Annotated in this window: 20 protein-coding genes; 10 read left to right on the forward strand and 10 right to left on the reverse strand. The window is 72.3% G+C overall.

Going from position 1 to position 21,824, the window contains the following annotated elements:
* Positions 1-37: 37 nt before the first annotated feature.
* The 3 genes from ACZ4UB_RS11370 to ACZ4UB_RS11380 all read right to left on the reverse strand — a co-directional run bounded on the left by ACZ4UB_RS11370 (position 38) and on the right by ACZ4UB_RS11380 (position 1,982).
* On the reverse strand, positions 38-568 hold the full coding sequence (locus ACZ4UB_RS11370) for a hypothetical protein (protein WP_468069864.1): 531 nt from the start codon (positions 566-568) through the stop codon (positions 38-40).
* Positions 569-751: 183 nt separating this feature from the next.
* Positions 752-1,525: a bestrophin-like domain gene (locus ACZ4UB_RS11375; protein WP_468069865.1), complete on the reverse strand. Its 774-nt coding sequence runs from the start codon at positions 1,523-1,525 to the stop codon at positions 752-754.
* Positions 1,526-1,649: 124 nt separating this feature from the next.
* Positions 1,650-1,982, reverse strand: a complete 333-nt coding sequence (locus ACZ4UB_RS11380; RefSeq protein WP_468069866.1) for a hypothetical protein — start codon at positions 1,980-1,982, stop codon at positions 1,650-1,652.
* A gap of 587 nt (positions 1,983-2,569) precedes the next feature.
* On the opposite strand from ACZ4UB_RS11380, the gene ACZ4UB_RS11385 reads away from it, so the two are divergent.
* The gene (locus ACZ4UB_RS11385; protein WP_468069868.1) at positions 2,570-3,391 is read left to right on the forward strand and encodes an SAM-dependent methyltransferase; all 822 of its coding nucleotides are present in this window, start codon (positions 2,570-2,572) and stop codon (positions 3,389-3,391) included.
* On the forward strand, positions 3,388-5,739 hold the full coding sequence (locus ACZ4UB_RS11390) for a putative bifunctional diguanylate cyclase/phosphodiesterase (RefSeq protein WP_468069870.1): 2,352 nt from the start codon (positions 3,388-3,390) through the stop codon (positions 5,737-5,739). The genes ACZ4UB_RS11385 and ACZ4UB_RS11390 overlap by 4 nt, the downstream gene beginning before the upstream one ends.
* 80 nt (positions 5,740-5,819) lie before the next feature.
* Here the strand turns inward: ACZ4UB_RS11390 and ACZ4UB_RS11395 are convergent, their stop codons facing one another.
* Positions 5,820-6,902: an FAD-dependent monooxygenase gene (locus ACZ4UB_RS11395; protein ID WP_468069871.1), complete on the reverse strand. Its 1,083-nt coding sequence runs from the start codon at positions 6,900-6,902 to the stop codon at positions 5,820-5,822.
* Between the two features lie 144 nt (positions 6,903-7,046).
* Between ACZ4UB_RS11395 and ACZ4UB_RS11400 the strand changes: the two genes are divergently transcribed.
* Positions 7,047-7,820, forward strand: coding sequence for a TetR/AcrR family transcriptional regulator (locus ACZ4UB_RS11400; RefSeq protein ID WP_468069872.1), 774 nt, complete (start codon positions 7,047-7,049; stop codon positions 7,818-7,820).
* A 41-nt stretch (positions 7,821-7,861) separates the two neighbouring features.
* On the opposite strand, the gene ACZ4UB_RS11405 is transcribed toward ACZ4UB_RS11400, so the two are convergent.
* The 3 genes from ACZ4UB_RS11405 to ACZ4UB_RS11415 form a co-directional block, all read right to left on the reverse strand.
* Positions 7,862-8,908: a S66 family peptidase gene (locus ACZ4UB_RS11405; protein ID WP_468069874.1), complete on the reverse strand. Its 1,047-nt coding sequence runs from the start codon at positions 8,906-8,908 to the stop codon at positions 7,862-7,864.
* A gap of 88 nt (positions 8,909-8,996) precedes the next feature.
* Entirely contained in the window at positions 8,997-9,404 is a 408-nt protein-coding gene (locus tag ACZ4UB_RS11410; protein WP_468069877.1) for a VOC family protein, read from the reverse strand.
* Positions 9,405-9,437: 33 nt separating this feature from the next.
* Positions 9,438-10,316 (reverse strand): LysR family transcriptional regulator, encoded by an 879-nt coding sequence (locus ACZ4UB_RS11415; protein WP_468069879.1) that lies wholly within the window; start codon positions 10,314-10,316, stop codon positions 9,438-9,440.
* 96 nt (positions 10,317-10,412) lie between these two features.
* Here ACZ4UB_RS11415 and ACZ4UB_RS11420 point away from each other — a divergent pair, with 96 nt between their 5' ends.
* The 5 genes from ACZ4UB_RS11420 to ACZ4UB_RS11440 all read left to right on the forward strand — a co-directional run bounded on the left by ACZ4UB_RS11420 (position 10,413) and on the right by ACZ4UB_RS11440 (position 16,635).
* The gene (locus ACZ4UB_RS11420; RefSeq protein WP_468069881.1) at positions 10,413-11,117 is read left to right on the forward strand and encodes a succinate dehydrogenase; all 705 of its coding nucleotides are present in this window, start codon (positions 10,413-10,415) and stop codon (positions 11,115-11,117) included.
* 2 nt (positions 11,118-11,119) lie between these two features.
* Entirely contained in the window at positions 11,120-13,075 is a 1,956-nt protein-coding gene (locus tag ACZ4UB_RS11425; RefSeq protein ID WP_468069884.1) for a fumarate reductase/succinate dehydrogenase flavoprotein subunit, read from the forward strand.
* On the forward strand, positions 13,072-13,818 hold the full coding sequence (locus tag ACZ4UB_RS11430) for a succinate dehydrogenase/fumarate reductase iron-sulfur subunit (protein WP_468069887.1): 747 nt from the start codon (positions 13,072-13,074) through the stop codon (positions 13,816-13,818). Before ACZ4UB_RS11425 ends, ACZ4UB_RS11430 begins: the two co-directional genes overlap by 4 nt.
* A gap of 264 nt (positions 13,819-14,082) precedes the next feature.
* Positions 14,083-15,915 carry a stealth family protein gene (locus ACZ4UB_RS11435; protein ID WP_468069889.1) on the forward strand — a complete coding sequence of 611 codons (1,833 nt, stop codon included), beginning with the start codon at positions 14,083-14,085 and terminating at the stop codon, positions 15,913-15,915.
* Between the two features lie 63 nt (positions 15,916-15,978).
* Complete coding sequence (locus tag ACZ4UB_RS11440; RefSeq protein ID WP_468069891.1) at positions 15,979-16,635, forward strand: hypothetical protein; 657 nt, start codon at positions 15,979-15,981, stop codon at positions 16,633-16,635.
* Here ACZ4UB_RS11440 and ACZ4UB_RS11445 read toward each other — a convergent pair.
* Positions 16,619-19,027 carry an excinuclease ABC subunit UvrA gene (locus tag ACZ4UB_RS11445; protein WP_468069892.1) on the reverse strand — a complete coding sequence of 803 codons (2,409 nt, stop codon included), beginning with the start codon at positions 19,025-19,027 and terminating at the stop codon, positions 16,619-16,621. The two genes, ACZ4UB_RS11440 and ACZ4UB_RS11445, sit on opposite strands and share 17 nt — an antisense overlap.
* A gap of 168 nt (positions 19,028-19,195) precedes the next feature.
* Between ACZ4UB_RS11445 and ACZ4UB_RS11450 the strand changes: the two genes are divergently transcribed.
* Positions 19,196-19,438: a DUF397 domain-containing protein gene (locus ACZ4UB_RS11450; RefSeq protein ID WP_468069894.1), complete on the forward strand. Its 243-nt coding sequence runs from the start codon at positions 19,196-19,198 to the stop codon at positions 19,436-19,438.
* 89 nt (positions 19,439-19,527) lie between these two features.
* Positions 19,528-20,502 (forward strand): helix-turn-helix domain-containing protein, encoded by a 975-nt coding sequence (locus ACZ4UB_RS11455; protein WP_468069895.1) that lies wholly within the window; start codon positions 19,528-19,530, stop codon positions 20,500-20,502.
* Between the two features lie 2 nt (positions 20,503-20,504).
* On the opposite strand, the gene ACZ4UB_RS11460 is transcribed toward ACZ4UB_RS11455, so the two are convergent.
* Complete coding sequence (locus ACZ4UB_RS11460; protein ID WP_468069897.1) at positions 20,505-21,278, reverse strand: SAM-dependent methyltransferase; 774 nt, start codon at positions 21,276-21,278, stop codon at positions 20,505-20,507.
* A gap of 180 nt (positions 21,279-21,458) precedes the next feature.
* Positions 21,459-21,722: a hypothetical protein gene (locus tag ACZ4UB_RS11465; protein ID WP_468069899.1), complete on the reverse strand. Its 264-nt coding sequence runs from the start codon at positions 21,720-21,722 to the stop codon at positions 21,459-21,461.
* Between the last annotated feature and the right edge of the window lie 102 nt (positions 21,723-21,824).

Raw genomic sequence — 21,824 nt, forward strand, 5'->3', positions numbered from 1 at the left:
GCGGTCGATGCGGGCGGTCGACGCGGTGGCGGTCGGCTCAGTGCCCGCGGGAGTCCGCCCGGCGCCTGATCGCGTATCCGGTGCCCGCGGCCGCGACCAGGAGGAGTCCGGCGCCCACGGCGAGTTCGCCGACGTCCATCCCGGCCACGCTGCCGCCGAGACCGCCGCGCACGCCGCGGGCCGCGGCCGTGGACCTGGTGGTGGGGGTGGTCGTACCGCCCGCGATGGTGAGATCGGTGGACCCGGTCTCGTTGGCGCAGGTGAAGTTGACGGAGTAGCGGGCCCCGCGCCGGGCGTCCCGGTCCACCGTGACCCGCACCGTCTTGCCCTTCGGTACGCTGACGGTGTCGAAGACGCCCGAGGAGACGGTGGCGCTCGCCGCCGTGCAACCGGTCAGGGAGAGCACGACCACCCCGCCGGGTGCGACCGTCGAAGGGGAGACGGCGAACCCGAACGAGGTGATGGGCTGGGCCTCCGCCGCGACGGCGCACGTGGCGCCGAGCGCGAGGACGGTGCCCGCGGCCCCGGCGGTGAGGAGAGCGGTGGCTGAGGTACGTATCGCGCCCATGGTTCTTCTCCGGATCCCCGAGGAGCAGCTGCGGAATGGTTTCCGCACGTGGGGGGACGTGCGCCTCGATGTCCGCCACGCTAGGCGCGCCTGCGGTGACCCGCGATCAGGAACGGGCGAATGGGGCATTGCGGTAGGCCGAACCGGGGACGGACGGGCCGCCCCCGGTTTGCCGGCCCGGTGTCAGTCGCCGTCCAGCCCCAGGTGCGGGAACTGCTGGAAGAACGGCTCGGCGGTGGCCGAGACCCCCCGGCTGAACGGCGCGTCGAAGTCCCAGATGAGGAAGAGCAGGAAGGCGATCAGTGCGCTGAAGAGTCCGGCGAGCAGCAATTCCCGGAAGGAGCGCCGGATCTGCAGGGTGAAGATCAGACCCACCGTCACCAGCGCGCCCGCCACCAGGCCGAACCAGACCACCCCCGGCATGGTGGCCCCGGCGCTCTGCAGTCGCGCGCTGCGGGCGTCGTCCGCGATCCCCACCTGGTCGACCAGGGGCTGGTAGGCCTGGCCCTCGTGGTCGGTCTGCGGTTCGTAGTCGGTGACGTCCCGGCGGATCCGGTCGAGCAGCTTGGTGCCCTGGTCCGAGACGTTCCCGTCGTCGGCCATGTCCTTCCACTCCCGCGTGACCACGTACGTCACGTAGGCGTCGACGTCGGCGCGGATCCGGGTGCGCACCGCCGCCGGATAGACCTCCGAGCGGATGCTGACCTCGTGGAGTGCCTGGGACTCCTGGCGCACGTACTCCTGGGCGGCCCCGCGACCCTCCCAGACGCCGGCGATCGCCAGACCGAGCACGATCGCATAGATGACCCCGATCATCATCGTCATGTACTCGATGACGTCCGGGGTCTCGTTCGGATCGTCGTCCTCGCCGATCCGGCGGTGGTTGAAGAAGGCGATGGTTAAGACGACGGCGCAGGCCGCGGCCATCGCGAGGGACAGGACGAGCCATTCCGACAAGGGAACTCCCACGAGAAACGAATCGGGTCGGGGTCAGCGCGGGCGCAGCGCGACGATGGCGAGCACGGCGGGGGCCGCCGTGAGCAAGGTGAAGGTCACCGGCGAGATGTGGTGCTCCGCCGGTTTACGGGCCTGCGTGCGGTAAGCCGGCCTGGGCACCGGCTTCTTCGCGGGAGGCGCCACCACGGGAGCCGGCGGCGGTGTCGGCGCGGGCGGTGGCGGCGGCGCCGGAGCCCGGTACGCCCGGGGCGCGGGAGGCGCCGGCTTCGGGGGCGCGGGCGGCGGTGCGGGAGGGGGCGGGGGCGGCTTCGGGGGCGCCGGTGGCGTGGGCTTCGGGGTGGGCGTGGGCGTGGGCGTGGGAGGCGTCGGAGTGGGGGTCGGGGTGGGGGTCGGTGTCGGGGTGGGCGTGGGCTTCGGGCAGGGCGGTGGCGGGGGCGGGGGCGGGGGCGGCGGGCACGGCGGGGGCGGCGGGGTGCAGTGGTGCCCCCCGTGATGGCCTCCGCAGTGCCGTCCCCCGTGGTCGTCGTCGTGATGTCCGCCACCCCGGGAACCCCCGCCACCACCGCGGAAGCTCTCGCTCCGGGCTGCCGTGACCAGCTCGACGACGGCTCGGTCGCCGTCCGGGCCGGGCATCGTGGAGGCGCGGCTATCGGCCACGGCGGGTGTGACGGACAGTGCCGCCCACACGAGGACCGGGACCGTCAGCAGGCGCCTGGCACAGGGTCGGTTCACCCGGGGAGCATGGGGCCGCAGGCCCTCCCGCGCTCCCGCACCCGCTCCGGTTCCCCCGATCGGGCGATGTGGGGACCGTAGAGGTTTGAGCCAGCGGTCGACGGTGTCCGATCAGGTGTCGGTCAATTCCCAAAAGGTATTTGTCGGTTTCGATCAATGTGGGCGGACGGGGCTCCTGGTGTGTTTGGTGTGTGACGAAGAACGGACCGCCAATTTCCGCTTTTGCTCGCTCGGTTGGGCAATGATCAGTACATTCGGCTCGGACAGCTGTCCGAGACCGCGGACACCGATGGACTACACTTGGAGACCCCGATGGAGCGACCCGCCTGGGCCCCGCCGGGCATCGACATATCGGTGCCGAGCGTGTCCCGGATCTACGATTACTACCTGGGCGGCTCCCACAATTTCGAGGTCGACCGCCAAGCGGCGCGCCGGGCCATGGAATTCATCCCGGGCCTTCCCAAGATCATGCAGGCGAACCGGGCATTCATGCGCCGCGCCGTCCGCTACGCGGTCGACCAGGGCGTCACCCAGTTCCTGGACATCGGGTCCGGCATCCCCACCTTCGGCAACGTCCACGAGATCGCCCGGGCCGCGAGCCCCGAGGCCCGCGTGGTGTACGTCGACCACGACCCGGTGGCCGTCGCGCACAGCCAGGCGGTCCTGGCCGGCACCGAAGGTACCGGCATCGCCGCCGCCGATCTGCGCAAGCCGGCGGACATCCTGGCGAGCCCCGAGGTGACCCGGCTGCTCGACCTGGACCGGCCGGTGGCGCTGCTGCTGGTCGCGGTCCTGCACTTCCTGGAGGACGCCGACGAGCCGTACGCCGCCGTGGCCGAGCTGCGCGACGCGCTGGCCCCCGGCAGCCTGCTGGTCCTCACGCACGCCTCGTACGAGGGCGTACCGCTCGCGGAGGAGGTCGCGGGCGGCGCCGTCGGCGTGTACCGGGACATCCGCAACCCGCTGGTCATGCGCGGCGGCGCGGAGATCGGCCGGTTCTTCGACGGGTTCGAGTGGGTGGAACCGGGGCTCGTCTCGATGCCCGAGTGGCGGCCGGAGGGCCCCCAGGACGGCGAGGGGCAGGAAGACCCGTACGCCTTCTCGGGCTTCGCGGGCGTGGGACGCAAGGCGTGAGACTCCCGGCACAGACGGCGGGGGAAGCGGGCGCGATGGGCACCGGAAAGACCGCGAAGGGCGTCCCCGCGCCCGGCGCCGTACCGACGACCGCACGCACGGCCCCGGCGGGCACGGCACGCACCGGCACGGCCCCTGTGGGCACGGCCCGCACCGGCACGGCCCCGGCGGCACCGGCGGCACCGGCGGCCCCTGTGGTGGCCGGGCTGCCCGCCGACCCGGACGACCGGATCGGACGGTTCGCGACGATCTGGAGCCGGGCCATCTTCCCGGTGACCGCCACCTCGCTGACCCGGGTGGAGTTCGAACGCCACCTCGTGCCCCTCGCGCGCACCCTGGCCGAGGCCCTGCACGCCCGTCCCTTCGACGCGTCCGTCGGTCAGCGGGTCGGCACGGAACTCGTGGCCGTGCACTGCACCGACCCGGAGGCCCTCTCGGGCACCCTCGGCGTGGTCGAGGCCTATCTCGTCCTGTACTGCGGCCCGGGCGGCGGCGGGGCGGACGAGGCCGAGGAGTACCGGGCCCGGTGCGCCCGCCTCCAGCACGGGATCGCGGCGGGCTTCGCCCGCGAGCTGCGCGAGCGCACGCTCAGGGAGCAGGAGGCCATCGCCCGTTCCGCGCTGACCGCCCGGATCGATGCCCAGCAGGCCCTGCACGCCAGCGAGGCGCGCTTCCGCGCGGTCTTCGAGGGCGCTGCCATCGGCATCGGCATCGCCGACCTCCAGGGCAACGTCATCGAGGTCAACGACACCCTGCTCCAGATGTTCGGCGGCCTCGAAGGACACGTCCGGAGCCGCAACGTCAACGAGTGGAGCCACCCCGACGACACCCCGCACGTGTGGCGGATGTACGGGGAACTCGTGCGCGGCGAGCGCGAGCACTACCGCGTGGAGAAGCCGTACTACCGGCACGACGGGACCGTGCTGTGGACCAACCTGACGGTGTCCCTGCTGCGCGACGCCGAGGGCACCCCGCAGTACCAGCTGGCCCTGATGGAGGACACCACCGAGCGGCGGCTGCTGAACCTGCGGCTGCGCTACGAGGCCACCCACGACGCGCTGACCGGCCTGCCCAACCGGACCCTGTTCTTCGAACGGCTGGAGAAGGCCCTGAGCGGGGCCGGCGGCAGCCGCTTCGGGCTGTGCTACCTCGACCTGGACGGCTTCAAGACCGTCAACGACAGCCTCGGCCACTCGGCGGGCGACCGGCTGCTGGTGGAGGTCGCGGACCGGCTGCAGAGCTGCGCCACCGGCCCCGGCGAGGTCGTGGCCCGGCTGGGCGGCGACGAGTTCGTGGCGCTGACCACCGGGCCCGAGACCGAGGAGAAGGTGACGGACCTGGCGATGCGGATCCTCTCCGCCCTCGCCACCCCGATCCGGCTGGAGGGCCGCGAGCTGACGGTCCGGGGCAGCATCGGCATCGTCGAGGGCCCGGCGGGCTCGCGGACCGCCGCCGAGGTGCTGCGCAGCGCCGACATCACGATGTACCGGGCGAAGGCGGCCGGCGGCAACCGCTTCGAGTTCGCCGACGAGGAGGCCGACGCCCGGGCGATCACCCGGCACGGTCTGACCAACGCGCTCCCCGCTGCCCTGGAACGCGGTGAGTTCTTCATCGAGTACCAGCCGCTGGTGCACATGCACGACGGCAGCGTGCACGGCGCCGAGGCCTTGGTGCGCTGGTCGCACCCGCAGTACGGGGTGCTCGGCCCCGACCGCTTCATCCCGCTCGCCGAACGGACCGGCCTGATCGTGCCGCTCGGGCGCTGGGTGCTGGAGGAGGCGGTCCGCCAGGCCCGCAAGTGGCAGCGCGAGTACGGTGACTCGGCCCTGCGGATCAACGTGAACCTCTCGCCGACCCAGCTCCACCACCCGGGTCTGGTCGCCGACACGGTCGCGGTGCTGGAGAACTCCGGGCTGGCGCCGGGGGCGCTGTGCCTGGAGGTCACCGAATCGGCCCTGATCGGGGCCGACGACGAACTCCTCGAACCGCTGCGACGACTCGCCGCCCTCGGCGTCGACATCGCGCTCGACGACTTCGGCACCGGCTACTCGAACCTGGCGAACCTGCGCCGCCTCCCGGTGAGCGTCCTGAAGCTGGACCGCTCCTTCACGCAGGGCATGCAGCAGGAACCGGCGAACCCGGTCGACGTGAAGATCGTGGAGGGGATCGTCGCCCTGGCCCACAGCCTCGAACTCGCCGTGACCGTGGAGGGCGTCGAGACCGGCGCCCAGGCCGCCCAGCTCCGCGCGCTGGGCTGTGACACGGCCCAGGGGTGGTACTACGCCCGGCCCGGGGCCCCGGACCGGATCCACACCCTGTCCCTCTGCGACGCCGTACCCACTCCCTGACCTCGCCGCCCCCGCCCGACTCCTGAGGCGAGGCCGGGCGTGGCGTTCAGGGCGTACTCGGTGTACACGGCGTCCGGGGTTCAGTTGAGGGCGGCTTCGATGCCCCGGCCGGGCTCGCGGACCGCCTCGCGGACGCGGTCGTGGCGGGCGGAGGTGTCGGCCAGCAAGTGGGCGGCGGCCGGCATCCGTTCGGCTTCGTAGGCCTCCAGTATCCGCTCCTCATCGGACCCCGCCAGCGCCTCGGCCAGGATCCGCCCGAGGGCGGCCGCGTCCTGGATGCCGGTGTTCATGCCCAGCCCGCCCGCGATCGGGTGCACATGGGCCGCGTCTCCTGGCAGGAAGCAACGCCCCTGCCGCATCCGCTCGGCCATCCGCACATTGACCCGCCAGGTCGAGAGCCAGGTCGCCTCGGTGAGCCGGATCCCGGGCATCCGTGCGTGCTGGTCGAACAGCCGCTGGAAGCCTTCCAAAGAGGGGGCCAGGCGCTGTCCCCCCTCGTCCGTCTCCGGTGACGCCTGGAGCTGGAACGTCTCGGTTCCCGGTATCGGGCAGAGCATCATGGCGCCGCCGTCGGAGGTGAACCACTGGTGCCAGTACTCACGGCTCAGCCCCTCCGCCGTCACGTCCCCGACGACCATCGCCTCCTCGTCGGAGGTGCGCCCCTCGAAGGCGATGCCGAGCTGTCGCCGGACGGTGCTGCGGCCCCCGTCGCAGCCGGCGAGGTAGGCGGCCCGCAGGGTCCGCCCGTCGGCGAGGGTGACCCGCACCCCGGTGGCGTCCTGGTCCACGGCCTTCACCTCGGCGTCGTACTCGACGGCGACGCCGAGCTCGGCCAGTCGGTCGCGCAGGATCTCCTCGATCTGCCACTGGCCCATGAAGAGGGCGGTGGCGGCGAGGGGCGTGTCGTTGATGTACTCCCCGTCGAAGTACTTGCGGAAGGTCAGGCCGGCGCTGCCCGTCGAGGTCGTCCGCTCGGCCACCCCGAGCGTCTCGAAGACCTCCAGGCTGGTGAGGTGGAGCACCTTGCCCCGGGATTCGCGGTGGGGTGCGGAGCGCTGGTCGATCACCCGGACCCGGCCCCCGCGGCGTACCAGGTCACAGGCCAGGGTGAGGCCGGTCGGCCCGGAACCCACGATCAGTACGTCGGTCAGTGCGTCGTTCATCAGAAGTCCTTTGCTCCGTAGCGGCATTGGCGCCGCCGGGGCGGTCGCTGTCGTCGTCGTGGTCCCAGTGAAGCGCCTCCACGGAGAAAAAGCAACCGAGTCACAAAAGTAACCAGGTTGTGAAATCTGTGCTAGCTTGGTGGCATGGACAACACGAGTGCCCCCCCAACGAACGGGCTGCGCGAGGCGAAGAAGCAGCGCACGCGGCAGCAGCTCGCCGCGACCGCGCTGGAGCTCTTCCTGGAGCACGGCTTCGACGCGGTGTCGGTCGCGGACGTCGCGGCCGCCGCCGAGGTCTCCAAGCCCACCCTCTTCCGGTACTACCCGAGCAAGGAGGACCTGCTGCTGGACCGCTTCGCCGACCACCAGGACGAAGCGGCGCGCGTCGTGCGGGAGCGACCGGCCGGGCAGACGCCGGTCGAAGCCCTGCACGACCACTTCATCGCCGCCCTCGCCGCCCACGACCCGATCACCGGCCTCTGCGACCACCCGAATGTGGTCGTCTTCCAGCGGCTGCTCTACTCGACCGCCAGCCTGAAGTCGCGCCTGGCCCACTACACCGAGCGCGAGGTGGACCTGCTCGCCGCGGTGCTGGAAGCGGAAGCGGAAGCGGAGGTTGAGGCGGACCCCGAAGCGGCGGGGTCCGGGGCGAAGGCCCAGCTGCTGCCGGCCCGGCTCGCCGCCCTGTACCTGGTGACCGCCCGCCATGAGCTGGGGCGGGCCAACTGGCTCCGCATGGACGCCGGGCAGAGTGCCGCCGAGGCGCACGCGGCCGCTGTGGCCGATGCCGACACGGCCTTCGCCATGCTGGGGGAGGGGCTGAACCGGACCCTGCCCGCCCGGGTCCGGCCCACATCACCCGCCGCCCCGACCGTGGACCCGGCCCCGATATCCGCCACGCCCGGAGCCGGCCAGTAGGGCAGCGGCTGAACGGGTCGTCGGGGCGGGAGGCCGTCGGGTCAGTAGGTCACGGTGATCCGCCGCTCGGGGCCGTCGATCCGGACGAGGCCGCCGTAGGGGATCACCACCTGCGGATCCGTGTGCCCCAGGTCCACGTCGAAGACGGCCATCATGTCCGGGGCGTAGGTCCCCAGCGCCCGCAGCACGGCCTCCCGCTGCTCCTCGGCGTAACGGAGCCTGTCCTCGGGGTCGTTCGGCCGGTCGAGGGACCACGCCTTCGGGCGCCCCATCATCAGCGCGGAGAAGCGGGCGAGCAGCCCCCGCTCGCCCAAGCCGCGCAGCATCCGGAACACCTCCTGCGCCGGAGGCATCTCCTCGGACGTCTCCAGGAACAGCACCCCGCCCTCGGCCGCGTCCTGCGCGGTCGCGACCTCCCGGTCGGCCATCAGGAGCCAGGAGAGGACCTCCAGGTTGCCGCCCCACGCGCGCCCCTCGGCCACCCGGTCGGGGCGGTGCCAGATCCACCCAGCCCCGTCCCGCGCGTCGGGCGCGGAGTCGAAGGTGGCGGGATCGGCCCAGTCCCGGTCGGTGTCCCGGAAGCGTTCGGCGGGCCGGATCTCGTAGGGGCCCGAGGAGAAGAGGGCGGCGCGGATCGAAGCGGCGGTCATCGGGTGGAGCGCGTACGGCCGCCCGAGCTCGGTCATCACGCAGGCGCCGTGGTAGGCCACGATGCCCAGGTTCCGCAGGAACAACAGGAGGCAGGTGTTGTCGCTGAAGCCGAAGAACGGCTTCGGGTGCGAGCGGATCAGCTCCCGGTCCAGCAGCGGCAGGACGGTGAGCTGGTCGTCGCCGCCGATGCTCGCCATCACCGCCTTGACCGTCGGGTCGGCGAACGCGGCGTGGATGTCGTCGGCGCGTTCCCGGGGAGTGGATCCCATCTTCCGGGTCGCCGGATACTCCACCGGCTCCAGCGCGAACTCCTCCCGGAGTCGCGCCAGCCCCAACTCGTAGGGAAGCGGAAGGATCCCCGGCAGCCCGGAGGAAGGGGAGATGACCGCGATGCGGTCGCCCGGTACGGGCTTGGGCGGATAGGAAGGAGCACTCATGGGGGGACAGTACGGGTGTCGTCCAGCCCTCGGCAGCCCGATTTCCGCTGCTCAGCCGGCTGCGGCGATGCCTGCTGAGCCAAAGCTCCTAGGCGTTGCCCGCTTGCTCGCGCAGCGCCAGCCACTCCTGGAGCTCGATCAGATTCCCTTCCGGGTCCTCCAGGTAGGCGACCCGCATCCGGTCGCCCATCGGGCCCGGCGCCCGGGTGAACTGCGCGCCCCGTGCGCCGAGTTCGGCGTGGGCGGCGTCCAGGTCGTCCACCCGCAACACCACCAGCGCGCGGTATCCCTGCGGCTCCGCCCCCAACCGCCCCAGCACGTCGGCCATCTGCGCGCGGTCCTGCAGCGCGATCGCGGCGTGTCCGGTGTCGGGGCTGAGCTTGGCGTACGGGCCGTTCTCGGCGTCGAACTGCGGCGTGAGCCCGAGCACGTCCCGGTAGAAGCGGTAGACGGCGGGGAAGTCGGAAACCAAGAGGCGTATCTGGGTCAGTTCCATACGGACCTTTCTAGCCCACTTCCCGTCCCTCGTTCAGCCCACCAGGATCCGCTTCAACTCCCGGGCCGCGCGCGGCGGGGCCACGTCCGTGCGGTGGGCCAGGGCGATCGTGCGACGCAGGGGCGAACCGGCCAGGGGGGTCGTGCGCAGCCCGTGCCCCGCGTGGTCGACCACCATCGCCGGGACCACGGCCAGCCCCAGCCCGGCCCGCACGAAACCGAGGACCGCGTCCATCTCGCCCCCCTCCACGGTGAACACCGGCTCGAAGCCCTCGGCCCGGCACGCGGCCACCGTCAGTTCCCGCAGGTCGTAGCCGTGCCGGAACATCACCATCGGCTGCTCGCGCAGGTCCCGGATGTGCAGCGGACCGCCGTCGCCCGGCGGCGGGAGTTCCGCCGAGGAGATCACCACGAGGTCCTCCGTCAGCAGCTCCACGGTCGTGAGCGCCGGCGCCGACGGCGGCAACGGCAGCGTGACCAGAGCCAGATCCAGGGCCCCCCGCGCCAGCTCGCGCACCAGGTCCAGCGACCCGCTCTCCTCGATCATCAGCTCGATCCCCGGGTGCGCGGTGTGGAAGGCGCGCAGGACGTCCGGCAGCAGGCCCGTGCACACGCTCGGCGTGGCCCCCAGCCGCACCCGCCCGCGCCGCAGCTGCGCCAGTTCCTGCACTTCCAGGCGGGCCGTGTCCGCGTCGGCCAGGATCCGCCGCGCCAGCGGCAGCAGGGTCTCGCCCGCGTCCGTCAGCGTGATGTTCCCCCGTGCCCGGCTGAAGAGCTCGGCGCCCAGCTCCCGCTCCAGCGCCTTGATCTGCTGGGAGAGCGACGGCTGGGCGACGTGCACCCGCTCCGCCGCCCGGGTGAAGTGCTTGGTCTCGGCGACGGCCACGAAGTACACGAGTTGCTGGAATTGCATCGTCCCAGCTTAGACCAGCTCATAGTCATGACCTATCAAGATGAGCCTCATCATGTCTTGGACCTTTGGGATCCTTGGTCCCTAACGTCTGGACCCATGGCTCTGGCAACGCGGACGGGCCGACGGCCGTCCACCACGCGCACGCTCTGGGACTCCACCGTCGGCAAGAAGACCGTCATGGCGGTGTCCGGGTTGATCATGCTCGGATACCTCGTGGTCCACATGTTCGGCAACCTGAAGATCTTCTTCGGGGCCGCGGAGTTCAACGGCTACGCGGCCTGGCTGCGCCACATGGGCGCGCCGGTCCTGCACAGCCACTGGGGGCTGTGGATCGCGAGGATCGCCCTGGTCGCCGCCGTCGTCGCGCACGCCGTCTCCGCCTACCAGCTGAGCCGCCGCGACATCAAGGCGCGCCCCGTCAAGTACGCCCACAAGCGGCGGCGCGCCAGCTACGCCACCCGCACGATGCGCTGGGGCGGGGTGATCCTCGGGCTGTTCATCGTCTGGCACATCCTCGACCTGACCACCCTGACGGTCAACGAGCGGGCGCTGGAGGGGCATCCGTACGAGAACGTCGTGGCCACCTTCTCCACCTGGTACGGCAACGTCATCTACATCACCGCGATGACGGCCCTCGCCCTCCACGTCCGGCACGGCTTCTGGAGCGCGGCCCAGACCCTCGGCGCGGGCAACGCCCGCCGCGACCGGACGCTCAAGGCCCTCGCCGACCTGCTGGCCCTCGCCCTCTTCGTGGGATTCGTCTCGGTCCCCGTCGCCGTCATGACCGAAATGGTGGGCTGACCATGAGCGCGAACACCTACACCGACTACCGCACCGGCGAGCCGATCGCCGACGCCAAGGCCCCCGGAGGTCCGGTCGCCGACCGTTGGGACCGCCGCCGCTTCGAGGCCAAGCTGGTCAATCCGGCCAACCGTCGCAAGCACACCGTCATCGTCGTCGGTACCGGCCTCGCCGGCGGCGCGGCCGGCGCCACCCTCGCCGAACAGGGCTACCACGTCGTCCAGTTCTGCTTCTCCGACTCCCCGCGCCGGGCCCACTCCATCGCCGCGCAGGGCGGCATCAACGCGGCAAAGAACTACCGCAACGACGGCGACTCCGTGCACCGGCTCTTCTACGACACGGTCAAGGGCGGCGACTTCCGCGCCCGCGAGTCCAACGTGCACCGCCTCGCGCAGATCTCCGTGGAGATCATCGACCAGTGCGTGGCCCAGGGCGTGCCCTTCGCCCGCGAGTACGGCGGCCTCCTCGACACCCGCTCCTTCGGCGGGGTCCAGGTCTCCCGGACCTTCTACGCCCGCGGTCAGACCGGCCAGCAACTGCTGCTCGGCGCCTACCAGGCGCTCTCCCGGCAGATCGCCGCCGGCACCGTCGAGATGCACGCGCGCACGGAGATGCTCGACCTCGTCGTGGTGGACGGCAAGGCGCGCGGCATCGTGGCCCGCGACCTGATCACCGGGAAGATCTCGACCCACTTCGCCGACGCCGTCGTCCTGGCCACCGGCGGCTACGGGAACGTCTTCTACCTCTCCACCAACGCCATGAACTCCAACGCGACCGCGATCTGGCGGGCCCACCGCCGCGGTGCGCACTTCGCCAACCCCTGCTTCACCCAGATCCACCCGACGTGCATCCCGCGCACCGGCGACCACCAGTCCAAGCTGACCCTGATGAGCGAGTCGCTGCGCAACGACGGCCGGATCTGGGTGCCCAAGGCCCACGGGGACACCCGTCCCGCCGCCCGGATCCCCGAGGAGGAGCGCGACTACTACCTGGAGCGGATCTACCCCTCCTTCGGCAACCTGGTGCCCCGCGACATCGCCTCCCGCGCCGCGAAGAACGTCTGCGACGAGGGGCGGGGCGTGGGCCCGGGCGGTCAGGGCGTCTACCTCGACTTCGCCGACGCCATCCGTCGCATGGGCAAGGACAAGGTGGCCGAGAAGTACGGCAACCTCTTCGAGATGTACGAGCGGATCACCGCGGAGAACCCCTACGAGGTCCCCATGCGGATCTACCCCGCCGTGCACTACACGATGGGCGGCCTCTGGGTCGACTACGACCTGGCCACGACCGTTCCCGGCCTCTTCGCGATCGGCGAGGCCAACTTCTCCGACCACGGCGCCAACCGGCTCGGTGCCTCCGCCCTCATGCAGGGCCTGGCCGACGGCTACTTCGTGCTGCCGTCCACGATCAACGACTACCTCGCCCGCCATCCCCGTACCGAGGCCCTCGACGACACCCACCCCGAGGCCGTGGCCGCCGTGCGGGAGACCGAGGCGCGCATCGCGCGGCTCATCGCGGTCGACGGCGACCGCACCCCCGACTCCTTCCACCGCGAGATCGGTGAGCTGATGTGGGAGTACTGCGGCATGGCCCGCACCGAGGAGGGGCTGCGCAAGGCGCTCGACCGGCTTCCGGAGATCCGGGAGGAGTTCTGGCGGCGGATCAAGGTCCCGGGCAGCGGCGAGGAGTTCAACCAGACGCTGGAGAAGGCCAACCGGGTCGTCGACTACCTGGAGTTGGCCGAGCTGATGTGCCTCGACGCCCTGCACCGCGCCGAGTCCTGCGGCGGCCACTTCCGCGTCGAGTCCCAGACCCCGGACGGCGAGGCCGAGCGCCGCGACGAGGAGTTCTCCTACGCCGCGGCCTGGGAGTTCACCGGGACCGCCGGCGCCCCCGTCCTGCACAAGGAACAGCTCGCCTTCGAGTACGTCCACCCCACCCAGCGGAGCTACGCATGAAGCTCACCCTGCGCGTCTGGCGCCAGCAGCACGCCGACGCCCCCGGCGCCATGAAGGCCTACGAGGTCGACGGCATCTCCACGGACATGTCCTTCCTGGAGATGCTCGACACCCTCAACGAGGACCTGATCCTGCGCGGCGAGGACCCGGTCGCCTTCGACCACGACTGCCGCGAGGGCATCTGCGGCGCCTGCAGCCTGGTCATCAACGGCGACGCGCACGGACCGGAACGCACCACCACCTGCCAGCTGCACATGCGCTCCTTCGCCGACGGCGACACCATCGACGTCGAACCCTGGCGGGCCGCGGCCTTCCCGGTGGTCCGCGACCTGGTCGTGGACCGCAGCGCCTTCGACCGGATCATCCAGGCGGGCGGTTACATCACCGCGCCGACGGGAGCCGCGCCCGAGGCGCACGCCACGGCGGTGCCCAAGCCCGTCGCCGACCACGCCTTCGAGAACGCCGAGTGCATCGGCTGCGGCGCCTGCGTGGCGGCCTGCCCGAACGGTTCGGCGATGCTCTTTACCGCCGCCAAGGTCAACCACCTCAACGTGCTGCCGCAGGGCTCCCCGGAGCGGGAGACCCGGGTGTTGGACATGGTGGCCCAGATGGACGGCGAGGGCTTCGGCGGCTGTACCCTGACCGGCGAGTGCGCCACCGCCTGCCCCAAGGGCATCCCGCTCCCGTCGATCGCGGCGATGAACAAGGAATGGCTCCGGGCCGTCCGCAAGGGCGGTCATTAGGGCCGTTCATCGGGGTCGGGCGGACATTCGGCGCCGGGCTTTTCCGGAGGCGTTTCGGGAAAGTCCGGTTTGTCGAAGGCTTGTCGACGGGGCGGGTGCGAGATTCCTGTGCGGGGCCTGTGACCTGCATTGACTTGTACGGAACGCCAAAGGTCCAAGGTCCTGTTCAACATTCAGCCATCTCGGCTTATTGTGATGTTGACCTGGGCGGAACCGCCGTTCACGGCCGAGGGAAAACACGACCGCGACCCCCGAGGTGTGAGCATGAGCGGCTTCCGCAGGCGCCTGCGCTGGACCGGCCTGCACCGACTCGTCCGCGTCCTGCGCCCGTCCGCCCGCGTTCCCAAGCAACCGGGCCGCACGGAGCGCGAACGCCTCGACGGCGCGGCGCCGGCCCCGCGCCCGCCCGACCGCGAGGAGGAGCTGCTCGCCGTCCTCGCCGCGAGCGAGGGCGCCGTCCGCTACCGGGGACGACTCGCCCTCGTCCGGGACGACCTGCTGCCCGCCGACATGCGCGCGGTGAACCTCCGGGCCGCGGCCGAAGCCCTCGAAACCGCGGGCATCGACTACGGACTGATCCCCGACGGCGGCCTGCTGCACCGGGTCGCCCTCGCCCCCGGCGCGCGCACCTCCACGCTCGCGGCCTGCGCGCGGGCCTTCACCGGCCGGCCCGTCTACGCCGAACTGCTCGGCGACGGCGGAACCCTCGGCGTGACCCTGGCCGAGGCGCTCCCCGCGGCCGTCGCCGCCAAGGAGGCCGAGCGCCGCCCCGATGCCGCCCCCGACGACGAGGACCCCTACCACAAGGTCAAGGGCGTGCGCCTGCACCAGCCCGTGGTGACCTCCGGGCGGACCCTCTACCTCGGCGCCGACCACGGCTGTGACCTGGAGTTCTGGGATCCTCCGGCGTCCGGCTCGGGCGGGATCGCCTCGCTGCGCGACACCCCCTTCGGCTGGTGGGTGCCCTCTCTCGCCGCCACCCTGACCCACCGCGTCGGCGACCGCGAGTACCCCGTCGTGGACGCCCTCGCGCGGCGCTTCCCCGACGACATCGACTTCCCGATCGACGCCGTGATCACCTGGGTGGACGCCGCCGACCCCGTCTGGCGCCGCCGCAGGGACCGCACCAAGGCCGAGTACGCCGCGCACGCCGATGGTGCGGCGCACGACGGTTCCGCGGCCGGCGGCCGCGCGGGCGTCCCCGCCGTCGACGACGCGGACCACCGCTACCGGGACCGCGGCGAGCTGCGCTACTGCCTGCGCTCCATCGCGGCCCACGCCCCCTGGATCCGGCGGATCTTCCTCGTCACCGACGATCAGGTGCCCGACTGGCTGGTCACCGACCATCCGCAGGTCACCGTCGTCTCCCACCGCGAGCTCTTCGCCGACCCCGGCGTGCTGCCGGTCTTCAACTCGCACGCCATCGAGACGCAACTGCACCGCATACCCGGTCTCGCCGAGCACTTCCTCTACTTCAACGACGACATCTTCCTCGGCCGGCCCCAGCGGCCCCAGAGCTACTTCCTCCCCTCCGGGCTGCCCCGGGTCTTCCACGACACCCGGGCCGTCCCGCCCAGCTCGCCGGAGACCCACGACGACGTGTTCACCGCCTCCCAGCGGGCCACGCGCCGCGCCGTCGAGGAGGTCGCCCAGCGCACCTACCCGCGCATCCTGGCCCACGCGCCGTACCCGATGCGCCGCTCCTTCTTCGCCCGGCTGGAGGAACGTCTCCCCGGCCGGCTCGAGGCCACCAGCCGCTCCGCCTTCCGCAGCGCCACCGACCTCGCACCGATCACCCTGGCGGCGCACCTCGCGCTCGCCGAGGGCCGGGCCGTCGAGGGCGAACTGACCCTCGCCTACGTCTCCACCGATCGCTCGCAGGAGATCGAACGGCTGCCGGAGCTGGTCCACGACCGGCGCACCGACGCCTTCTGCCTCGCCGACGACTGCGGAACGGAGCTGTCGGCGGACGAACAGCACCGGGCGGTCACCGCCTTCCTGGAGGCGTACTTCCCGGTCCTCTCCCCCTACGAGAAGTCCGCGCCCGTGCCGGCGGACGAGGGGCAGCGGGCCCCCGAGCCTGCGCCGATCGGCTGACCTGGGCGGCCCGCACCGCGCCGCGTCCCTGACCGCGCACGGTCATGGGTGACAGTGATCGGCATGGCAGAAGCACCCGAACTCGCCCGCAGCGGACCGCGGCGCCGGACCGTGCTCGCCGCACTGGCCCCGATCGCCCCGCTGGCCCTGGCCGGCTGCGCCGCCGAGGAGCGAGCGCTCACCCCCGCACCGGGCCCGCAGGCGCCCGCCAAGGACGCCCTGGTCATGGTGATCCGGCATGCCGAGAAGCCGTACGCGGGCGACACCGGCGAGGACGACGAGGGCAACGACGACACCGGATCCCTGGCCGTGCGCGGCCGCCGCCGCGCCGAGGCCCTGCCGCAGCTCTTCGCGCCCACCCCGGGCGCCCTCCTGCCCCGGCCCACGGTGATCTTCGCGGGCGGCGCCGCCGGCGCCGCCCGGTCCCGCCAGACCGTCGCCCCGCTGGCCGAGGCGCTGCGCACACCGGTACGGGCCGACCTCGCCGTCGGCCGCGAAGCGGACCTGGCCCGCGCCGTGCTCGCCGCCCGGGCCCCCGTCCTCGTCTGCTGGGAGCACACCGGCGTCCCGCGGCTGGTCAGCGCCCTCGGCGCCGACCAGGTGCTCGGGATCCCGGCGGGCTGGCCCGACCGCTACGACCTCGTCTGGCTGCTGGCCCGCCGCCAGGGCCGTTGGAGCTTCCGCGAGCTCCCGCAGCACCTGCTCACCGGAGACGCATAGCCCGCGCCAGATAGCCGGCCGTGCGCCCCTCCCCGGCCGCCACCCGGGCCGGCGGGCCGGCCGCCACCACCCGGCCACCGTCCCCACCACCGCCCGGGCCCAGGTCGATCACCCAGTCCGCGCCCGCCACCACCGTCATGTCGTGCTCCACGACCACCACCGAGTGCCCGGCGTCCACCAAGCCGTGCAGCCGGTCCAGCAGCACCTCCACATCGGCCGGGTGCAGTCCGGTCGTCGGCTCGTCCAGCACGTACAGGGTGTGGTCGCGGCGCACCCGCTGCAGCTCGGTCGCCAGTTTGATCCGCTGCGCCTCGCCGCCCGACAGCTCCGTCGCGGGCTGCCCGAGCCGCAGGTAGCCCAGGCCGATGTCGGTGAGCGCGCGCAGCGCGCGGTCCGCCGCCGGAACCTGCGCGAAGTACGCGGCCGCCGCCTCCACGGTCAGCTCCAGCACCTCGGCGATGTTCAGGCCCGCGCGGCGGACCTGGAGGGTCTCCTCGTTGTACCGGGCGCCCGCGCAGAGCGGACAGGGGGCGTAGGTGCTGGGCAGGAAGAGCAGCTCCACCGAGACGAAGCCCTCGCCCTGGCAGGTCTCGCAGCGCCCGCCCGCCACGTTGAAGGAGAACCGGCCGGCCTTCCAGCCGCGCGCCCGGGCCTCGGGGGTGGCCGTGAAGAGGGCGCGGACCGCGTCGAACAGGCCGGTGTAGGTCGCCAGGTTGGACCGCGGGGTTCGGCCGATCGGCTTCTGGTCCACCTCCACCAGCCGCCGGACCGGGAACCCGGGCCCGGCCGCCGCGATCCGCTCCCGCACCGTCTCGGCCAGCACCTGGCCCACCAGCGTGGACTTGCCCGATCCGGAGACCCCGGTGACCGCCGTGAACACGCCCAGCGGGAACGCGGCCGACAGGTCCCGCAGGTTGTGCCGGGTGACCCCGGACAGCCGCACCTCACCGGTCGCCGTCCGCGGCACCCGCTCGGCCCGCCCGCCGGCCCCCGCGCTCCCCGGTGCGGGGTGCAGGAACCGCGCCGTGGCCGAATCGGGCACCCCGGCCAGGCCCTGCGGCGGCCCGCTGTACAGCACCCGGCCGCCGTGCTCCCCGGCCCGCGGCCCGACATCCACGAGCCAGTCCGCGTGGCGCACCACGTCCAAGTGGTGTTCCACGACGAAGACGGTGTTGCCAGCCTCCTTCAACCGGTCCAGCACGCCGAGCAGCGCCTCCGTGTCGGCCGGGTGCAGCCCGGCCGACGGCTCGTCCAGGACGTACACCACGCCGAACAGCCCGGACCGCAGCTGCGTCGCCAGGCGCAGCCGCTGCAGTTCGCCCGCCGACAGGGTCGGCGCCGTCCGGTCCAGGCTCAGGTACCCCAGGCCCAGTTCGGTCACCGCGCCGATCCGCGCCCGCAGGTCCGCGGCCAGCACCCGGGCCGCCTCGCCGGTCGGGGGAGCGGAGGCCAGTACGGCGTCCAGCTCGGTCAGCGCCAGCGCCGCGAGCTCCGCGATCGTGCGGCCCGCGAAGGTCACGGCGAGCGCCTCGGGGCGCAACCTGGCGCCCGCGCAGACGGGGCAGGGGGAATCGGCGAGGAACTTCTCGGCGCGCGCCCGCAGGGTGGCGCTCTTCGTGGAGCCGAAGGTCTTCATCACGTAGTGCCGCGCGCTCATGTACGTCCCCTGGTAGGGACGTTGGATCCGGTCGGCGTCCCGCACCGGGTGCACGGTCACCACCGGCTGCTCCTCGGTGAACAGGATCCACTCGCGGTCCCGCGCCGGCAGCTCCCGCCAGGGACGGTCCACGTCGTGGCCCAGCACCTCCAGGATGTCCCGCAGGTTCTTGCCCTGCCAGGCCCCCGGCCAGGCGGCGACGGCGCCCTGACGGATCGACAGGCCGGGATCGGGCACCAGGAGTTCCTCGCTGGTGCGGTGGACCCGGCCGAGCCCGTGGCAGGAGGGGCAGGCCCCGGCGGCCGTGTTGGGCGAGAAGGCGTCCGAGTCCAGCGCGGGCGCGCCCGGCGGATAGGTCCCGGCCCTGGAGAACAGCATCCGCAGGGAGTTCGACAGCAGGGTCACGGTCCCGACGGAGGAACGGGAGCCCGGCGTGGAGCGCCGCTGCTCCAGGGAGACGGCGGGCGGCAGACCGGTCACCGAGTCCACCCGCGGCGCGCCGATCTGGTGGATGAGCCGACGGGCGTAGGGCGCCACGGATTCGAAGTACCGGCGCTGCGCCTCGGCGTAGAGGGTGCCGAAGGCGAGCGAGCTCTTTCCGGATCCGGAGACCCCGGTGAATACGGTCAGGGCATCGCGGGGGACGTCCACGTCGACCCCGCGCAGATTGTGTTCCCGGGCGCCCCGCACGCGGACGAAGGAATCACGGGCGGGGGGATCGGTCGACTGGCGCATTCATCACATTTTACGGGGTCCGGGTCACCGCGCCGGGCGCCGGGACACCCGTTAGGGGGACTTACTTCGCCGGGACCACTGACTACGCTCGTCCCTGAATCCACCCCCATGCAATTGCATATGGGATGGAGGGAGTGTCGGGTATGGGATATCGGGAAGAGGTGGCCCGTGGGGTTCGAGAACGGCATGGCGGCGGACGGCATCACATCGGTGCGCTGGGTGAAGAGCAGCGCGAGCAGTGGAATCGGGAACTGCGTGGAAGTGGCGGCCCTGCCGGGAGGCGGGTTCGCGGTGCGCAATTCGCGGTTCCCGGGCGGTCCCGCGCTGGTCTTCACCCAGGACGAGATGACGGCGTTCGTGGCGGGCGCGGGCGCGGGGGAGTTCGATCACCTGCACGGAGCGAGTGCCTAGGGTAAATTCCTGGCCAATGCTTGATGAAACGGGCATGCGAGATCCAGACTGGGCCGCTGATGGCGCTTTTCAGTCAGCAAGGAGCTCGCATGCCCGGTCGTCCGCGACCACGGCGCGGGGCCACCGCCCCCCTGCCCCCCGGTCCGTCCCCCGCCGTTGCCCCCGCCGAACGCGGTCCCGCATCACGGTTGTTGGGCGAACGGCTGCGGAGATTGCGGGAGGACCAGAAGATGTCCCTCGTGGACGCCGCCGCCCTCATCCGGGGGTCCGCGTCCAAGCTGAGCAGACTGGAGCGGGGCGAGAGCCCGCCCAAGACCAACGACGTCTGGGACCTGGTGCGCCACTACGGCCTGCCCGCGACCGAGTACGACGAGATCCACGAACTCCTCGGCCAGGTACGGCTGGAGGGCCGTGCCCGCAAGTACGAGGACCTGACCCCCGACTTCCTGCGCCGGCTCATCTCGTTGGAGGCGCAGGCGAAACGGATCTGCGCGTACGAGACCCACGTGGTCCCCGGGCTGCTCCAGACCAAGGAGTACGCCGAAGTGCTGGTGGGCCAGGCCACGGAAGCGGACCCGGTGGAGATCAGCCGGCACGTCCGGGTCCGCGAGGAGCGCCAGCGGCTGCTGCACCGCCCGCACCGCCCCGAACTCATCATGATCCTGGACGAGAGCGTCCTGTACCGGCCCGTCGGCGGACCCCGGGTGATGTGCGACCAGATGCGGCACCTGAGGAACTTCGCCTCCGACGGATCCACCGACGCGCACATCCGGATCCTGCGCTTCGACCACGAACAGGTCGGCACGGCGCCCGGGTTCCCCGTCACCCACCTGCAGTTCGTCGACGGTGGGCCGGCCGAGCTGGTGTACGTCGAGCAGTTGGAGAGCGCGGACTACGTGACGGCGCCCGCCCGCGTCCGGCGCTACCGGGAGGTCATGGACCACCTGATGGAGCGCGCCCTGCCGTGGCGGGAGAGCGTCGACTTCCTCGACGAGCGGATCCGGGACTACGCGCGGCAGGCGGAGCGGTCCCAGCCGGCGGAACCGGCCCCGGCCGGGCGCTGATTTCAGGGGATCCGGCCCACCCCGCCCCACGCGATCAGGTCCGTGGCGCGGGGGAGCGGCGGTCGGACCGGGTCCGGGCGCCAGTCGGCGACGTCCCCCAGCCCGGGGTCGATGATCTCCAGTCCGCGCAGGAAGCCGCGGACCTCGTGCTCCTCGCGCACGCGGCCCCATCTGCCCTGCGTGGCGCCCCTGATGAGCGACGTGACCTGTTCGCGGACCTCGGGACAGCGGCTGGTGTACTGGCACACGACCAGGAAACTGCCGGGCGCCAGGCGCTCCTTGACCCGCTCCAGCATGGGAACGACGTCCTCGTCGGGCAGGCACTGGGAGACGGCGACGAACAGGGCGGCCGTGGGTTCGTCGGGCCGGACGAGGTCGCGCACCTGCGCACAGTCGAAGATGGCCGCGGTGTCCCGGACGTCGGCGCCGACCACGGCGGTCCACGGGTTCTCGACCAGCCGGGCCCGGGCGTGGGCCAGCACCAGCGGATCGTTGTCGATGTAGACCACGCGGGCCTCGGGGGCGACGGCCCCGGCGACCTCGTGCACGTTGTCACGGGCGGGCAGGCCGCAGCCGTGCTCCAGGAACTGGCGCACGCCGTAGTCCCGGGCCAGCACCCGGACCGCGCGGCGCAGGAAGGACCTGCTCGCGAGGGCCAGGGCGCGGGACCCGGGTGCGATGCCGATCAGGTCGTCGCAGACCTTCTGGTCCACGGGATGGTTGTCGACCCCCCCGAGCAACCGGTCGTAGATCCGCGCGACGCTCGGCGTGCGCACACCATGGTGCATCCGTCCCCCTCAACCCTTGCCAGGAGTTGTTCCGGTCACAACTGACCATGTTAGGGAGGATGCGGGGCCCGCGCCGTCACCTGAAGGTGTGGAAACCGGGGCGCGCGGGGGCGGGGGTCGCGCGGGATCGCGTCCGGCGGTCCCGTGGGACCGCCGGAGCGGCGGCCGTCAGGGCGCTCGGCGCCGGGCGCGCTCCCGGCGCTCGCGCCGGATCCTGCGGACCCGGCGTTCCCGCGCGACCCACAGGGCGATCGCGAAGAGGAGCACCACCAGGGTCAGTGCGAAGCCCACGACGTCGAGGGTCGCGGAACCGCCCCACCGGTACAGGAGCAGGGCGACGAGCAGGCAGAGGGGGGCGAGGACCATGGCCAGCGCGAGGCGCAGGAGGGTTTGCCCGCCGGATGGCTGCGGGATACTGCGCTTACGGTGCACCGGGTTCCATGCGAGGACCCCCCGGCGTAGCGGGTTGAGCAAGGTGATTCCTTTTCCCTTCGCTTGACGGACGGCCCTGGGCGCGCCAACGCTCAGGGCCGT

Source organism: Streptomyces sp. NPDC028419 (genome assembly GCF_055565515.1).

Excerpts from the sequence above, each read along its gene's own strand:
- ACZ4UB_RS11455 (WP_468069895.1), top strand. The coding sequence starts at position 19,528 with ATGCCCGGTCGTCCGCGACCACGGCGCGGGGCCACCGCCCCCCTGCCC.
- ACZ4UB_RS11415 (WP_468069879.1), bottom strand. The coding sequence starts at position 10,316 with ATGCAATTCCAGCAACTCGTGTACTTCGTGGCCGTCGCCGAGACCAAG.
- ACZ4UB_RS11435 (WP_468069889.1), top strand. The coding sequence starts at position 14,083 with ATGAGCGGCTTCCGCAGGCGCCTGCGCTGGACCGGCCTGCACCGACTC.
- ACZ4UB_RS11420 (WP_468069881.1), top strand. The coding sequence starts at position 10,413 with ATGGCTCTGGCAACGCGGACGGGCCGACGGCCGTCCACCACGCGCACG.
- ACZ4UB_RS11410 (WP_468069877.1), bottom strand. The coding sequence starts at position 9,404 with ATGGAACTGACCCAGATACGCCTCTTGGTTTCCGACTTCCCCGCCGTC.
- ACZ4UB_RS11430 (WP_468069887.1), top strand. The coding sequence starts at position 13,072 with ATGAAGCTCACCCTGCGCGTCTGGCGCCAGCAGCACGCCGACGCCCCC.
- ACZ4UB_RS11445 (WP_468069892.1), bottom strand. The coding sequence starts at position 19,027 with ATGCGCCAGTCGACCGATCCCCCCGCCCGTGATTCCTTCGTCCGCGTG.
- ACZ4UB_RS11440 (WP_468069891.1), top strand. The coding sequence starts at position 15,979 with ATGGCAGAAGCACCCGAACTCGCCCGCAGCGGACCGCGGCGCCGGACC.
- ACZ4UB_RS11385 (WP_468069868.1), top strand. The coding sequence starts at position 2,570 with ATGGAGCGACCCGCCTGGGCCCCGCCGGGCATCGACATATCGGTGCCG.
- ACZ4UB_RS11400 (WP_468069872.1), top strand. The coding sequence starts at position 7,047 with ATGGACAACACGAGTGCCCCCCCAACGAACGGGCTGCGCGAGGCGAAG.
- ACZ4UB_RS11370 (WP_468069864.1), bottom strand. The coding sequence starts at position 568 with ATGGGCGCGATACGTACCTCAGCCACCGCTCTCCTCACCGCCGGGGCC.
- ACZ4UB_RS11395 (WP_468069871.1), bottom strand. The coding sequence starts at position 6,902 with ATGAACGACGCACTGACCGACGTACTGATCGTGGGTTCCGGGCCGACC.
- ACZ4UB_RS11405 (WP_468069874.1), bottom strand. The coding sequence starts at position 8,908 with ATGAGTGCTCCTTCCTATCCGCCCAAGCCCGTACCGGGCGACCGCATC.
- ACZ4UB_RS11425 (WP_468069884.1), top strand. The coding sequence starts at position 11,120 with ATGAGCGCGAACACCTACACCGACTACCGCACCGGCGAGCCGATCGCC.